The following is a 15,350-nucleotide window of genomic DNA, read 5'->3' as shown; positions in this document are numbered from 1 at the left end:
GCGGCGTCGCCATGGTCCGGACCTCCCGCAGCCCCCGAGAGGGCCGCCTGGTCAAGGAGGCCGACCTTGCTGGCGAGCTGGGCTAAAGCGAGCAATGAACCGATGGGGGTCCCAGGTCGTCCTCCATCCTGGAGGCTGTTGCTCACCCGGGGCTCCTCCCTGCTAACCGGGTATGACATGTTGTTGATGCTGGAGAGGACGAGCATGGGTCAGGATGCTCGGTCTGCGGTTAAGGAGTTCAAGGATGAACCTAGACTTACCGTATTCGTTTCGGTCGCCTCTGTCCGATGTCCAGAAGTCGCCGTAGATCAGGATCGCAGTCTGCCTTGTTCGGGTGAGGGCGACATAAAACAGCCTCCTCGATTCGGTGAGATCTGCTTCGCGTGGCTCCAGGTGCCGTCTATGCGGACGTGACCAGGGACGGTACGGCATGATGCCATCCACAAGGCCGGGCAAGATGACGTAGTCCCACTCGCGCCCCTTGGCGGAGTGATATGTGACGAGAGTAAGCCTGTCTGTTCTGACCGTTCCTGCTACATCACCTACCGTGAGCCCGTGGCGGCGGGCGGCGTTGAGGAATTGTTGGAGTACGTCCTGGTCACGGGCTATGGGGCTACCGGCGCAGATGGCAGGCAGGGCAAGTGCGCTCGAGAGCTTCTCCAGCCATACGGTCAGGTTGTCGTCAGCAGATACCGATTGCAGGGCCGTGACGAGGATGCCTCCAGCTACATGATCTGGGATTTCCGGCAGTCCGCTGCCACGACGAAGCCGGTTGTAGGCGAACGCCATCTCCGTGATCGTATGCGCATGATCGGTGCGCTGGGTCCCTGTTGCTCGAATCGCAGGGCCGAGGACTGCTCTGGCCGCACAGTCGTGAATGAAATCGGCCAGATCCCCCTTGGGGAAGCGTTGCTCTCCTTCGTGAACGTAAGGAAGGTTGGCCATGTTCAACGCGGCGACGATGGCGTCGAGCAGTTCACCCTTGCGGGGATAGAAGATCGCGACTTGGTGAAGCCTCGTACCAGCCGTTGAAAGCTCGTGAACCTTCTCGACGACACGCTTAGCGTGGTCTGACAGACCACCGGCCAAGGGGACCAACTCCAGATCCCCGTTGTCCTCCCGGAGCGGATCGGCTCGATGGGGACGAGGTTCATCGAGCACCACATGGCTCGCGTCGATTACGGCTTGCCCACATCGGTAGTTGGTTGTGAGAGCGACGGGATGAATACCTTTCTGAGCTGCGAGTTCCCGGAGGTAACGAGGATCGGCCCCATTGAACGACATGATCGTTTGATCTGGATCGCCGAAGGCGGCAACTCGTACGCCCTCCTGGTTGCGCAGGTGCAGGACCAGTTCGTGGAGGACCGGTCCGAGATCCTGGTACTCATCGACGATCAGCCAGGGGTACCGAGCGGCGACCATCTTCGCAGCTTTCGAATTCTCGCGGAGGAGTCGAAGTGACTGCGCAATGATGGAGTCGAAGTCGAACTGTCCCGCCGCCGTCAGCCGGGCATCAAATGACCGGGCCACGTCTGCCATCTTGCCGAGGGCCTCGATGTCCTGAGCGCGACCGGATGCGACGATGCGACGCGCTCTCACAATCTCCTTCGGGTTTCCTTTGCCATGAACACCTGCCTCGGCATAGGAGGGGGCAACGTGCTGTGACCAAGCAGATGACCATTCGTCGACGATACATCCGGGGCTGGGGACGGGAATTCCGACAAGTGGTCCGTACGGTCGAAGGACTGCGTTCAGGCACCAGCTGTGCAGGGTGCTCGATGTAAGGTGTCGCTCATGCGTGATTCCCAGCTTGCGGAGGCGATGGGTGATCTCTCGTGCAGCTCCTCGTCCGTAGGTGATGGCAGCGACGCTACGGTGTATCGAGACCTGCTGTGATGCCAGAAGGTAGCCGACCTTGGCCACGAGGGTACGGGTTTTCCCCGAGCCCGGACCGGCCATGACGGCCAGGTCGCCATCGTGAAATACAGCCTCGCGCTGCTCATCGTCGAGCGCGTCGAGTTCGCGGTGAAGTGCCGGACCGGAAAGGAGGATCACTGGTTCTCCTGTCCGCTGGTGTTCTGGGAGGTGTGTGAGACGAGCCCATGCCTACGAACCTGCCAGGAAACTCGATCGAGGGCGGCCAGAAGGTATCCGTAGGTGCCCAGGCTCAGCAACTCCTGAGTCGAGAGCTCGACCTCTGTCGAGTCGGGGGTAGACAGGCTGGAGACACCTTTCGCGATGACCGACTGAATGTCGGATTTGCTGTTCTCGATATGGTTGGCCAGGCGCTGAGCATAACGGCCCTTACTTACGTGCGTGATTCGACGGAGTAGCTCCTTCTCATCGTCATCCTGCCTGGCGCCGGTGAGTATGGCTCCGACAGCGTTGGCGAACTTCGTTGAGAGGTCCGAGGAGGTCTCGAGCTCGGAGTGTGCGTCGATCATCGGTTCGGCGAGGAGCGGGACCATGTCCACTTCGAGAGTTGCGTGGCCGACGAAGACGTCAGCTTGCGCTGCCGCGAGCCTTACCGCCTGGGTGCCTGTGGCATCCTCTCCGGACAGGACCCGCTTGAGCGACTTGTCGAGCTGATCTTTTACCGGTCCGGTTTGCAGTAGATCGATAGCTCGTTTGAGACCTGCCTCAACGTGCTTGCCTCTGCTATAAGGATCGCCGTCTGTGACGATCACATGGGGCACGTTGAGGGCATCTGGTCCAAGGAGGGTCCTGTAAGGGGCGAAGTTGGTGCCTTCGATGTTGGCGATGATGACACCGTGGGCATCGAGGTCGAAGCCGAGTGCGGCGGCGAGCGCCGGAAGCAGATATACCTCCGATGGTCCTTCGACCAGGATCGCTGCCGTGCAGAAGAGGACCTCTGCTCGGCTGACGTTCAGGTAGCGCTCTAGATCTTTTCGATCGCGGTCGCTCAGCTCCACGCTTGCGGTTGTCGCGGCGACGGTGCTGCCGTATGCATCCGGTCGAAGGAGGACAAGGGAGTCGAGATTGGTCACGGCTGCGATATGCGGACTGTGGGTGGAGACCATGAGCGAGGTCTCCATGTGGAGCAGGTAGCGGAAGAGTTGACGTTGAAGCACGGGGTGCAGGTGCGCTTCCGGCTCTTCGACTGCGAGGATGGGTTCAAGCAGCCGGTCTTTGATCTTATTGCGGCGAGAGATCAGGCGCTCCAGCAACAATCCGAGGTAGAGCACGTTCGCGTTCCCGGTGGAAGCCTCGCCGACTCCGCGTTTGCCGTTCTCGTCCACGAAGAGCCGAATGGAGCGAAGCAGCCGGTCGGGGTCGCTGGAAGCGAAGCCCAGGGTGGGGGTAAGGCGCAACTGCGGACCGGCCATGTCCGACACTCGAGTGGCCAGTTCCTGCTCGATCGCGACGATCTGACCTTCTGCCGCAAGATCCTTCATCGCTTTTTCAATCGTCGCAGCCGTGGCTTTGAGCACTGATCGGTCGGGCTTGCGTGCCTCAAGTAGATCGTGAAGCGGTGAGCCGCGCCATCGTGACAGGTCGTTGACCGCGTCCCGGAGGGCTGGAAGAACGGTTAGAGGCACGCTTGCGCGGATGCGCCTGCCGTTTCCCGCATCGCTTTCCCCGCCGAGGATCTCGAAGCCGTAGTCATCGATGGACAACGCGCCCGATTGGGGAGAAGCCGCTGCCCTGAACACGAACGAGATCCTCGCGGTGGGTGGGGTGAGGGAGACGAGGCAGTCATCCAGGATGCCCTGGAGGTCTGGGTTGCCATCGAAGTCCGTAAGGTCAACTTCGACGCGAACTTCGACGCCAGTCTGGATGCTGGCACTTGAGTGCTCACAGATGTCCTCGATGCGCAGCAGCCGAGCACTGTCGGGTAGATCGGGATCCAGGACCAGCCGGAGAGCGTGAATGAGGTTGGACTTGCCGATGCCGTTTTCGCCTACGAGCACGGCGTTGCGGGGAAAGGGATCGATGGTCAGATCCCGAAAGTTGCGGAAGTTGCTGATGTGAACTCGCCTGATGTGCATGTAACCCCCTCGCATGGGGTGGCTCTTGCCGTCCACGTCACAGAGTAGCGGATTATGGTCACAAGCGTAGTGCTTGTGTTAAGAATTCACAGAGGCCATCTGTCAAGGCTGGCCAGGAGCTCGATGACCCGGATAGTGGCGCCGTGGTCGGGGCCGTAGAGCCTGACGAGGTCATCACACAAGTCCGAGAGCGTTGCTCGGGCCCTGTCCACAGCGCCGGCACTGACTTCCAGCTCGCCTATCTGGCGACGTAGTTCCAGGAGCCGCGCGTCGTCTTCAGGGAAGCGGCTCATCTCATCCGCCAGTAGATCACGCATGATGTGCAGCGCGAGCTCTGGAGCACCGGCGTGGACCTGGCAGATCGCTTCCTGCAGCCGGCACTGGGATATCCGCTCCTGGTCAGGCTCCGGCCGCAGGAGCAGGTCGTCGGCAATCTGCCGGAACTCTTGGGCCGCCTGGCGGTAGTCCTGGGCAGTGAACAGCACATCCGCGAGCTGTTCGCGCAGATCGATCACTTCTGGGTCGCCGGCACCGAGCTTCTGGCTTGCGGACTCAGCGACTTTCGCGAGCATCCCTGCCGCATCGTTATAGCGTGATTTTCTGACTAGGGACGTCGCCTGCCTGCGAGCATGCTTGATGTCCCTGCGGCTGAAGTCGTCATCTGTCGGAGCGTTCCTCACAACGGGAACTACAGGTTGCGCTCCGGCGGTGAGAGTACGGCTGACCGCGTGTGAATACATTCGGGCAGGGCTGGAATCCGGAGCGGTCATGTCGCCGAGCGGACCAGTCCCGGCAAGGTACGGCATGAGCCGATAGTGCACCTCGGAAGCTGTCGCCGGCCGGTCTTCCGGCCGCTTCTCCAGCATGGCCAGGATGAGCTCGTCCAGCTCCCTTGGCATGTCAGACCGCAGGTGCCCGACTGAATTTGGGCGTGCGTTGACGTGCTGATCCATCACGCTGTACTCGGACAACCCGGTGAACAGGTGCCGCCCGGTGAGCAGTTCGTACAGCACGGTGCCCAGCGAGTAGATGTCGCTGCGCGCCGTTGGCTCTTCGGCACGGACCTGCTCGGGTGACATGTAGGCGGCGGTTCCGAGCAGCTGCCCCGTCCTGGTCAGTTTGGTCAGCTCGGGATTGTGCATCAGAGCCAGGCCGAAATCCACGACCTGGATGGAACCGTCTCGACGCAGCATGAGGTTGGAAGGCTTCAAATCCCGGTGCAGGATGTCAAGGTCGTGCGCTGCCTCCAGAACGGCCGCTACCTGGGCGCCGATGGACGCGACCCATCCAAGCGGAAGAGGCCCATGCTCGACAATGACATCATCCACGCCAGTTCCCCTGATGAACTGCATCACCATGAACAGTCGGCTCCCCAGTGCTGGATCCTGATAGGTGCCGAAGTCGTGAAGCACCGGTGCGCCGGGGTGGGAGAGCCGTGACATGATCTTCGCTTCGTGAGTGAATCGGGCCTCGAGCTCCGGATCTCGCATTCCATCGGGGAATTGGATCAGCTTGATTGCCACCCGTCGGCCGAGCTTTTCGTCCTGGGCGCCCCGTACCACGCCCATGCCGCCCTTGCCCAAATGGACGGGGTCAAGCCGGTAGCGATCGAGGATGAGGGCCACCCATGCCTCCAGGTGGATTACTCGGGATACAGTCGCCCATCGAAGAGACCTTCGATGCCGGCCGCCACAAGATTATCGCTGATCTCGCGGAGTGCACGGGTGGCGTCTTCGTAGGCGAGTAACTGTCGGAATGCCTCGCCGTACCGCCGTTGCTCGTCGATCGGAAGCCTGGGCAGCCGCGCGCGACGGGGGTCGAGCCGCATCGAGGAACCGAGCCGGAAGCTGGAACTGCCGGTGGCACGCAGGCAACCAGCCAGGAAATGGGGGTCCAGACGGGCGGGATCGGTGCGGATGAGTAGAAGCTGCGGGCCGAGGACGGCTCCCGCCTCGGTCATGACCCGGGGAATCGAACCGCTGCCCGTGACCACCGGAGCGACGACATCATTGCGCTCTATCAGCGCCAGGCCAGGCGCGACGGCACTGCGGCCTGTGGGTGCCCGACCGAGCAGGAGGTCCTTTGCGGTGAGGACGGGGAGCTCGCCCTTGCCGGGAAGCTTGAGCGGACCCTGAAGAATGGTCACGACGCCCGCCCGGGCGAGCTCCCCGATGCTGGACATCACTGGCTCGTGGCCTTGCGTCGCCGAGACGCGAGGCAGGATGGAGGTCAATGACTTGACCAGGGCCGTCGCCTTCTCATACAGCGCGGAGAAGCTAGACGGGTCCGGCCGGATTGAGGTCCGCTGGCTGGTTGTCAGGTCGACTTCTTCGTCTAGAAGGTCGATGATCCGCACGCTGTTGCTGCCCTCGGGCAGGTCCTTGCCGCTGCAGAAGGCTTTCCACGCCATCTCAGCCAGGGGGAGGTCCTCACCAGCGTTCACCATCAGTACGTCGGATGGTGGCTGGACGCCGGGTTCCGGCCTACGCAAGACCCAGAGATCTGGTGCTCCGCTGGATGCGGGAGCGGCCCCCGTCGAAAGCGTGATGATCGCCCGGAGCGCCCCGGCTCGTAGGAGATTGCCCCGGACCCGGCGGCCCGGTCGGCGGCTGGCGGCAACACCCGGCATCATGATGACCACGAGGCCGCCGGGCCGTACGCGCACCAGGCAGTGCTGTACCCATGCCAGTTCGGACTCGCCTCGAGGCGGCAGGCCGTACTCCCAGCGCGGATCGTTAGTCAGCTCCTCGTAACCCCAGCTGCGCTCATTGAACGGCGGGGTGCAAATGACAACATCGGCCTGCTCTCCGGCGAAGACGTCCGCGCGTAGCGAATCACCCGTCTCGACGCGCGAGTCGTGGCCGTGAAGCTGTAACCGGATAGCGGCCAAGCGGGAAGCGCTCGCGCTTAGATCCTGGCCAAGCATCCGTGCCCCGGAGGATTCGAGCAGCAAGGTCCCAATCCCACACGAGGGGTCAAGCACTACGCGCCCGGCAGTGCCGCCGAGGCGAGCCATGAGTTGGGCAACGTCCCGTGGAGTCGCAAGCAACCGGCGGGAGTGAAGGTCCACATAGCGATCACAGATACTGTCGAATGCTGCGACAGGCCCCTCAACCCTACCCACTTCGACGATGGCCCTAACCAGTTCCGCATTGACGTCCAAGCCTTCTGGAGCCGTGGCGGATAAGTGCTTGAAGAGGGCCTTCGCGTCGAGGCTGGGATCTTGTTTTTGGTGTAGGAGCACGCTTCCGGCGAACCCCACAGCCTCACTGAGCCGCAGGTCGTCTGTGATAGCCCGCAGCCGCTGCCAGAGCCGCTCGATCGGCGTCACTTCCACATAGCGGTTGTGACGGCGGAGCCAGTCCTCAACCTCCGCGAAAGAGAACGCCGGACTCGAGGCGGTTCCACCCACAGGCTCGGGAAAGTCGTCGAACCGTTTGCGCCAGTTGCTGACCGCGGCCCGGCCGACGTCCGCAAGCCGGGCGATATCCGCAGCGTTGACCGTGACGTCTCCGTCCATCATCGACCTTCCTCCGGCAACCAAAGATCATTCCCGGTACGGCGGAGCCGCTCGCGGTAGTCCTGATGACCGGGAAGCGCGCGCTTGACGATTTGCCAGAACTCGGCACTGTGATCGGCGCGACGGAGATGTGCGAGCTCGTGTACCAGCACATAGTCGATCAAACTCGGAGGAAGCTGCATGGTCGCCCAGTGGATGTTGACCTGACCGTCGCGTGAGCACGAACCCCACCGATAGCCGAGCGGTCGGACCCGCAGCCCGGTCAGTTCGACGCCCATGCGCGTCACCCAGGGTTGGATCCTCCTGGTAAGCCACGGCTGGCCGACGCGACGATACCAATCGACCAGATCTTTTGCGCCGTCGCCCCGGGCCAGCTCTAGACGCCCGTGGATCAGGCGTACCTTGCCAGAGTCGACAACCCGCAGCCGGTAGGAGCGTCCGAGGTAGAGGAACCCTTCACCGGAGACGAGCTCCTTGTCCGGTGCCGGCTCGCCGAGATCCCGCTTTTCGGCGATCTTGCCGTACAGCCAGGCGCGTTTGGCTTCGACCATCTGGGCGAGTTCGACCCGGGATACCTGCGGCGGGACGACAGCGGTGACCGAGGCGTCCCGCTCCACCGTGAGCCGCACGCTCTTGCGGCGATCGCTCACCGTGACGGCGATCTCAAGGTCACCGACGCGTAGGACACCAGGGAAATCACTCACGGTCACCAGCATGCCAGCTTCAGGCCCTCGGGATATCGGCCTGGTTGTTCTGGATCACGTCGCGTGCCTTGTCGGCGACCTGATCCAACAGATGGAAATCCCCCAGATTATGGTTGACTATAATCTCGAGGATCTCCTTCCGAAAGTCCTCCACGTCCGGCCTTTTCTTCCAGAAGTCACGGCGGTGGATGGTCTGCGCGGCCTTCTGGTAGATCTCCCGGCTGGCCTCCACGAACCGCAGGTCGTTGACACCCTCGTCGGAGGTGGCCAACTCGCTCAGCAGCAGGCCATACAGGGCATTCTCGGCCGGGCTGAGGTTGTGCGGGTTGTCTCGCCGATCCTCGACGATGTCGGCCATCAGATCCTTGAAAGCGAGCAACTGCTGTTCCCAGTCGTCCTTCAGCTCGATCAGGATCTGCTCCAGGCGCTCGCTGAGCAGCTGGTAGCGAGCAGGATCCTGGCCGCGGTGCACCTCGATGTGGTGCCGGATGGCGTTCTCCATCTCCGAAGCCTTGGCCCGCGACCCGCCGGTCATCGCCTCGACCTTGGCCGCGAAGTTGGCAGCGGTCAACGTGATCGGCGGGAGTTGCTGCTCGATGCCGAGCGAGGTCACGTGCTCGTCGATGAGCAGTTTGATCTTCTTGCCATAGGCGCCGGGATCGAACTCGCCGCCGTCCACGCGGTAGCGCCGGTTCGCGGTCAGCTTGATGACCATAAATCGCTTTAGATCCGGCAGGTACGGCTTCGCTGCCGGATCGGGCAACACCGTGTTGACAGTCCGGGCGAACCGCGCCAGCTCAACGTTGAACTTGTCGCGCAACTGGGCATCGGCCAGCTCCAGAACGCAACCGTCCACGTCGGCCGGATCGCGGAACATCATCCGGAGCCGCTGCATCTGCGGCTCCAGCTTGGCGATCTCGGTACGCATGTCGCGCAGCGCCTCCGCGACATCCTTGCTTTCGCGCGCGTCGAAATTCTCGTCGGCGTAGACGCGCAGTGCATCCACCAGGTTCTGCGCCACACCGCGGTAGTCGACGACATAGCCATGCGGCTTGCTGTCCGCGGTCCGGTTGACCCTGGCCACCGCCTGGAGCAGGTCGTGCATCTCCATCTTGCGGTCCAGGTACATCACCTGCTCGATGGGCGCGTCGAAGCCGGTCAGCAGCATCGACTTGACGATCACGAAGGCAATGTCGTTCTCGCCGAAAGGCCTGATGAACCCATCGATCCTGGCCTTCCGCTTGGCCTCGTCGGTCCACTCATCGAAGCGGCTTTCGTCCTCCCTGTCACCCTTGGAGATGACGGGAACGAAGTCGATCCGCTTGAGCAGGTCGAGCTGCTTGTACGCCTTCACGAGCTGGGCCTGGCGGGGCCTAAGATCTTCCAGGTCGCGATTCAGCAGGTGCGGCGGCAGGTTCATGATGTCCTCGACGAGCTCGTCACGGGCGGCGATGAGCGCCTCGCGGTAACGCAGCGTGGTCTCCCGGTCGTGCGCGACCACTTGAGCCTTGAAGCCCTCGGGCAGCACCTTGTCCACGTAGTGGCGGAGCATGTGCTTGGCCTTCACGTCGACGAGCTTCTGAGCGGTCGAGACGGTTCCCTTCGTGGCCCAGCGCTGCTGGAGCTGCTGCCGCTCCTCGTCGGTCAGGTCCTCGAACTCCTCCTCGAAGAGCTCGTCCATGTCCTGACCGTCACGAAGCGCGCCTTTGACCTTGAAGCCCTCGTAGAGGATCGGCACGATCACGCGGTCCTCCTCGGCTTCACGGAGCCGATAGGTGTCGATGAACGAGCCGAAGAGCTCCACGCTGGTCTTGCGCCGGCCCTTCTTGGTCATGATCGGCGTTCCGGTGAAGCCGATCCGGGCGGCGTTGGGCAGTGCGTCGCGTAGGTTCGCACCGAGGGAGGCGGTGTGCGAGCGGTGCACCTCATCGATCAGCACCACGATCGACTCGTCGGCGTTGACCTCACCAATGTCCAGGCGATCTTTGGGAGAGCCATCCTGGTTCTTCTGAATCATCACGAAGACCACGCCAGGGCCGCTCCGGCCCAGCAGAGTCTTGGCGCGGTTGCTGCTCTTGGCGATGTCCACCTTCTCGTTGCTCAGCTGCATGGTCTCGCCGAGCTGGTCCTGGAGCTGGGTACGGTCGGTGACGACCACGACCTTGTAGTGGGCGAGTTCCGCGATTGACCGCAGTCGGCGGACCAGGAAGGTCATCGTGAGGCTCTTGCCAGAGCCCTGGGTGTGCCAGACGATCCCACCGCGCTGTCCCGGCTTGCCGGTCAGCAGCCTGTCCACAGTGCGCTCCACCGCGCGGAACTGCTGGTAGCGGGGTGCGACCTTGACCGTCACGCCGCTGTCGATGGTCATGAAGGTCACGAAGTTATGGATGATGTTGAGCAGGTTGGCGGGGTCGAGCACGCCCGCGACGAGGATCTCCTGCTTGCTGAGCTGCTCCTCAGTCTTGCCCCGTCGTGTGGCCAGCTCCGCCTTGGTCAGCGGGTAAGGGGCGCGCCAGGGCACGTAGTGCTCGTGCGCAGCGGTGAACGTACCGAGCTTGGCATCCTCGCCGCTGGTCGCGACCGTCAACTGGATCGAGTGGAAGAGCTTCTGGTTTCCTGTTTGGCTGTCGCAGTACCGGTGGATCTGGGTCACCGCGATGCCGAGGCTACTCTGCGTGGGCTTCTTGCACTCGATGACGACGAGCGGGATACCGTTCACGAAGAGCACGAGGTCGGGGATGATCCATTTGCTTCCACTGGTGCCGGGGACGTCCACGCGGAACTGGTTAACCACGATGAAGTCGTTGTTCTCTGGGGTCTCCCAATCGATGAACTGGACCGTCCTTGCCCTGCCGCCGTTCAGTCCGTCCACGGAGACACCCTTGATCAGCAGCTCGCTGACGTGCTTGTTGGCCTCCAGCAGGCTGGCCGCAGGGATTCGGGTCAGCGCGTTGAAGGCCTGGCTGATCCTGGTTTCGTCAAGCCACTCCTGGCCCTGGTCGTCCAGGTTGATCCGGGCGAGCGCGTCCCGCACCTGCTCCTCAAGGACCACCTCATCGAACGTGTTGCGTAGGGATGCCCTCGAGATAAGAGGCAAGACCGCACCATCTGGAGCGCCGGCCACGTGCTTCCAGCCCATGCTCTTGAGTTGTTCGATCAGCGGACGCTCAACCAGCGTGTACTCGTAGTCGGTCACCGTCCGACTCCCCTCAGTAAAACCCCGACATCAGCACCCCCGAATGAATCGCTCTGTGCTGGGCGAGCAATGCCCACCCCAGCATCTGAGCTAAAGGTTCTCCAGTACGGCTTCCGCCTCCGAAACCCGCACCCGCCCAGTCAGCAGGTCTTCCATGAGGCCCTGCTTCAGCAGCTTAAGACTAGCCGCACGATGCGTCTCCGCCTTAATCGCTGTGGCTACTGAACCGATAGAAGCAGTGATCTTCCTTTCCTCCTCTGCGGGTGGAACAGGAAATTTCATCCGGACAAATCGGTCGGCACCGAGGTGAGCGATGCTGGTGGTCTGCTTGGCAATCTTTGTGAACTCTCCGATGGAGAGCCAGTAGCTGAAGACCGCTTGAGCGAACTCAGGAGAAATGCGGTGAGGTCGAAAACGGACCAACGTGTTCTGAAAGCAGTATCCGGGCGGGCCATCATAGATGGCGCTGCGGCCAACAAGCTCCAGGCTTTGGCCCTCGTTTAGCAGGATGTCTCCGTCTCGTAGCGAGTATTCCTCTTGCTCGGCCGGTGTGAAGTTCATCTCGAGAACATCGCTGTAGTCGATGTAGCCATCGAAGACATTTGCCACACGGAGATAGGGGGTCATGTGCCGACCCGTTTCGTGCTGCGGTGAGCGTTGTCTTCCCAGCTTCACCGACCCCGCATCAGCGACCGGCGCTAGTGACCAGCCGCCAGTTTCTTCTGCGGCCCTGGCCGTGCCGTTAGACAAGGCATCGTGCATGACACCTCTATGCATTAGCCGAAGCTTGTCGACCACGATGGAAGTCGCCGAGATCTGGGAATCGGCGATGTCGAGGATTTCCGTGATACGCCGCTGCTCCCTCAGGGGTGGCAACGCCACTTCTATCTCCCCGAACTGCTTTCCTGAGACCTCAGGAAAGGTGGTACCAGAAGCACGCCTCTCCAGTTCGGACGAAATAATCTCGAAAAGATGGTACATGAATCCCGAGTCCGCAACGCTCTTGTCGAGAACGAGATTCTTGAATCCCTGATTAGTGGTAACGGGTACCTTGGCAACCGTGCGTGCCCCCAGCGTTGCACGTGTGGTCACGAGAAGCGTATCAGTCGGAAGAAGAACGGCTCCCGAGCTTCGGAGTCCCGCCTGTGTAATGTTCTCGTCTGTGGCATATAGGTATCGGTGGTTGGCACCGGTAAGCTCACCGGGTGTAAGCCATGGAATCCGCCCGCCCCAGAATCCCGGGTTCTCCCGCGAGGGAGTTCCGCCCGCGAAAATTGAACCGATTTCACGGAGGCGCATACGGGGCCACTGGTCAGGAGCATAAGCCACCATCGATAGATATCGACTCTCACACATAGCCGAGCTCCTTGAGGTAGGACTCCAGGCGCTGGGCGGCGGCCTCACGCTGGGCTTCGAGGTCACGCAAGGTCACCGCGTACTTGTCGGCCCAGGTACGGAAGGCCGATTCGGCCAACCGGCGGGCGGCAGCCGTACGAGACTCCAGACGGGACGAGAGCTGCGACCGGAGGACATTGAGGACCAGGTCGCGGCGGGAGTCGTTGTCGAGCGTGGCCATGGCCATCCGGAGCCGGGGTAGGAAGTGGCCCTCGAGTGTGCTGACCTTCCTGCGGGCGGCAGCGGTACGGGCCTTTAGGTCCTTCAATTCGGCCTCGGAGAGCTGGTCCTCGGCGGGCTCGTCCGCGTCCTCATCTTCCTCAGAGGGCTTGGCCGTGGCTGCCTTGTACTGAGCATTCAGCTCGGCGTACTCCGCTTCGGCCTCCTCCAATTCAGCGAGGTAGTCCGGGATGAGCGCGGGCACAACCCTGTGGTCGCGGGCTTTGCGTTTCTCGGCCGCGATCTTCTGCTTGTCCCAGTACTCGAGTTCTTCCTCGTCCAGCTCGAATGCCGACTCGATGGTGGTCAGCCAGCCCTCGACCACGCCCTCGAAACCGTTGAGCCCGAGGGGCTTGATGTCGTACTGCGCCTCGCCCCACCAGGCGGCCACGATGCCGGCCAGTTCGAAACGGTCGAGTACCTTCAAGGGCAGCAGTTCGGCAACGAACGAGTCGAGCAGCTCTCTGCGGGTCTCCATGACCTTGTGCGTGTCCGGCAGCTCGACAAGGCGCTTGCTGTACCGTGCCCACCACTCGGAGAATGCCTGGCGGAGCCGTTCCTGAGTGGGGCTGGCCAGCGAGGGGAGGCGCTCCGCGGTCGCCTTCCACCCCTCGGGCAGGAAGTCGCAGTAGTCGGCGTCACGCTCGACACTGTGCTCATCGGTTCGCTCGCTTCGCTCGACGAACAGAACAGTCGGGTCGATGCCGAAGGCCTCGAACAGCCCGGCTTTGGCCGAGACCTCGGCCTTGGGGACGCCGCCGTGCAGGTGGGCGCGGACGTCCTGCGGCTCGGGCGGCGGGGCGTTGTCCACGTAACGGCGGATGTTGAGGTTGAAGTCGTTCTCAGCCAGCTCTTCGACATCTACGACGCGGGCGAAGCCGGGAATGTCGCGATACTCCTCATAAGCGGCAATGATCTTCTCGGCGTGCTGCGGGTCGAGGTAGTTCTGCGCGCGCCCGGCGGTGAACTCGCGGTCCGCGTTGATGAACAGCACCTTGCCGCGCCGCTCGGCAGGCCGCGGGTCGGTGCCACGAAGAATCAGAATGCAGGCCGGGATGCCGGTGCCGTAGAAGAGGTTGGGTGCCAGGCCGATCACGGCTTCCAGGCGGCCGTCCTTGATGATGCCTTCCCGGATCTCCTTCTCCTTGCCACCGCGGAAGAGCACGCCGTGCGGCATGACCGTGGCACCGATGCCGTCGGGCGTCAGGACGGCGAGCACGTGCTGGGCGAACATCAGGTCCGCCTTCTTGCCGGTCTCCGGGGCGTAGCCGTACTTGAAGCGCTCCTTGTGCTTCATATCGGCGGCTGAGTAGTTCAGCGAGAAGGGCGGATTGGTGAGCACCCGGTCAAAGCGGGCGAGCTCGCCCTCTTCTTCGTGCTTGGGGTCGGCAAGGGTGTCCTCGTTCTGCAGGTCGGCGTTGAGTACGCCGTGGAGGATCATGTTCATCTTGGAGACAGCCCATGTGGTGCCCGCCGCCTCCTGGCCGGCCAACGTGAGGTCGCGCGAGTCCAGGCCGTGCTCGTCGATGTACTCCTTTGCGAGGATGAGCATGCCGCCCGAGCCGGAGCACGGGTCGTAGACGCGCATGCCGGGCTCCGGCTTGACCAGGCGGACCATCATCCGGACGACGCCACGCGGAGTGTAGAACTCGCCGCCCTTCTTGCCAGCCGAGTCGGCGAACTGCCCGATCAGGTACTCGTAGGCCGCGCCGAGCAGGTCGGGGAACTCGAAGTCCTCGTTGCGCAGCCGTACCCGGTGGAAGTGGTCGATGAGCTGCTGCAGCCGCTTGTCGGAGATGGTCGACTGACCGACCTTGCGCATGAAGTCGATGTGCTCAAGCACGCCCTCCAGGGCAGTGGAGTTGGCGTTCGCCAGTGCTTCGAGAGCTTTGTTGAGCAGGTTGCCGACGTTCTTCTCGCGGGAGTGGTCCTTGATGAACTTCCAGCGGGCCTCTTCGGGCACGTAGAAGCTCTCGCCCCGGTAGAAGGCCGGCGCGGCGGCCATCCGCTCGGCTTCCTCTTGGCTCTTGCCCTGCGCGACCCACTTCTTGATGAGCTCGGCACGGACCACGTCGAACTGGTCGGAGGCACGCTTCAGGAAGAGCATCCCGAAGATGTATTCCTTGAACTCCGAGGCGTCCATCTTGCCTCGGAGGATGTCAGCCGCTCCGAACAGGTGCCGCTCCAGCTGCGGCAACGTCAGCTTCGCCACGAGGTGGCCCTTCTCCTTCTGCCAGTGAGACATCCGACTCAGTCTTGCAGGCGTCTCATAAATGGTCATGCGCTTCTTTAGCATCAGCGCAGCA

At 62.5% G+C, this 15,350-nt stretch carries 8 protein-coding genes and 1 pseudogene; all 9 read right to left on the bottom strand.

The features are described from left to right. Window positions 1-162: 162 nt before the first annotated feature. The 9 genes and pseudogenes from ACQP1K_RS17805 to ACQP1K_RS17765 all read right to left on the bottom strand — a co-directional run bounded on the left by ACQP1K_RS17805 (window position 163) and on the right by ACQP1K_RS17765 (window position 15,289). On the bottom strand, window positions 163-2,055 hold the full coding sequence (locus ACQP1K_RS17805) for an ATP-dependent helicase (protein WP_433496838.1): 1,893 nt from the start codon (window positions 2,053-2,055) through the stop codon (window positions 163-165). Next, complete coding sequence (locus tag ACQP1K_RS17800) at window positions 2,052-4,046, bottom strand: ATP-dependent nuclease (protein ID WP_433496837.1); 1,995 nt, start codon at window positions 4,044-4,046, stop codon at window positions 2,052-2,054. The genes ACQP1K_RS17805 and ACQP1K_RS17800 overlap by 4 nt, the downstream gene beginning before the upstream one ends. 50 nt (window positions 4,047-4,096) lie before the next feature. Next, on the bottom strand, window positions 4,097-5,635 hold the full coding sequence (locus tag ACQP1K_RS17795) for a protein kinase domain-containing protein (protein ID WP_433496836.1): 1,539 nt from the start codon (window positions 5,633-5,635) through the stop codon (window positions 4,097-4,099). A gap of 17 nt (window positions 5,636-5,652) precedes the next feature. After that, window positions 5,653-7,533 (bottom strand): HsdM family class I SAM-dependent methyltransferase, encoded by a 1,881-nt coding sequence (locus tag ACQP1K_RS17790; RefSeq protein ID WP_433496835.1) that lies wholly within the window; start codon window positions 7,531-7,533, stop codon window positions 5,653-5,655. Beyond that, window positions 7,530-8,246, bottom strand: a complete 717-nt coding sequence (locus ACQP1K_RS17785; RefSeq protein WP_433496834.1) for a M48 family metallopeptidase — start codon at window positions 8,244-8,246, stop codon at window positions 7,530-7,532. The genes ACQP1K_RS17790 and ACQP1K_RS17785 overlap by 4 nt, the downstream gene beginning before the upstream one ends. Window positions 8,247-8,253: 7 nt before the next feature. Then, window positions 8,254-11,430 (bottom strand): type I restriction endonuclease subunit R, encoded by a 3,177-nt coding sequence (locus ACQP1K_RS17780; protein ID WP_433496833.1) that lies wholly within the window; start codon window positions 11,428-11,430, stop codon window positions 8,254-8,256. Window positions 11,431-11,520: 90 nt separating this feature from the next. Further along, window positions 11,521-12,522, bottom strand: a complete 1,002-nt coding sequence (locus ACQP1K_RS17775) for a restriction endonuclease subunit S (RefSeq protein WP_433501569.1) — start codon at window positions 12,520-12,522, stop codon at window positions 11,521-11,523. A gap of 57 nt (window positions 12,523-12,579) precedes the next feature. Further along, window positions 12,580-12,762: pseudogene (locus ACQP1K_RS17770) on the bottom strand (hypothetical protein); the annotation flags it as partial. A gap of 16 nt (window positions 12,763-12,778) precedes the next feature. Continuing rightward, window positions 12,779-15,289: an N-6 DNA methylase gene (locus ACQP1K_RS17765; protein ID WP_433496832.1), complete on the bottom strand. Its 2,511-nt coding sequence runs from the start codon at window positions 15,287-15,289 to the stop codon at window positions 12,779-12,781. Window positions 15,290-15,350 lie beyond the last annotated feature (61 nt).

It is taken from the genome of Sphaerimonospora sp. CA-214678 (genome assembly GCF_050942215.1).
Classification (GTDB): domain Bacteria; phylum Actinomycetota; class Actinomycetes; order Streptosporangiales; family Streptosporangiaceae; genus Sphaerimonospora.
This window is presented reverse-complemented; position numbering and strand designations above follow the sequence as displayed.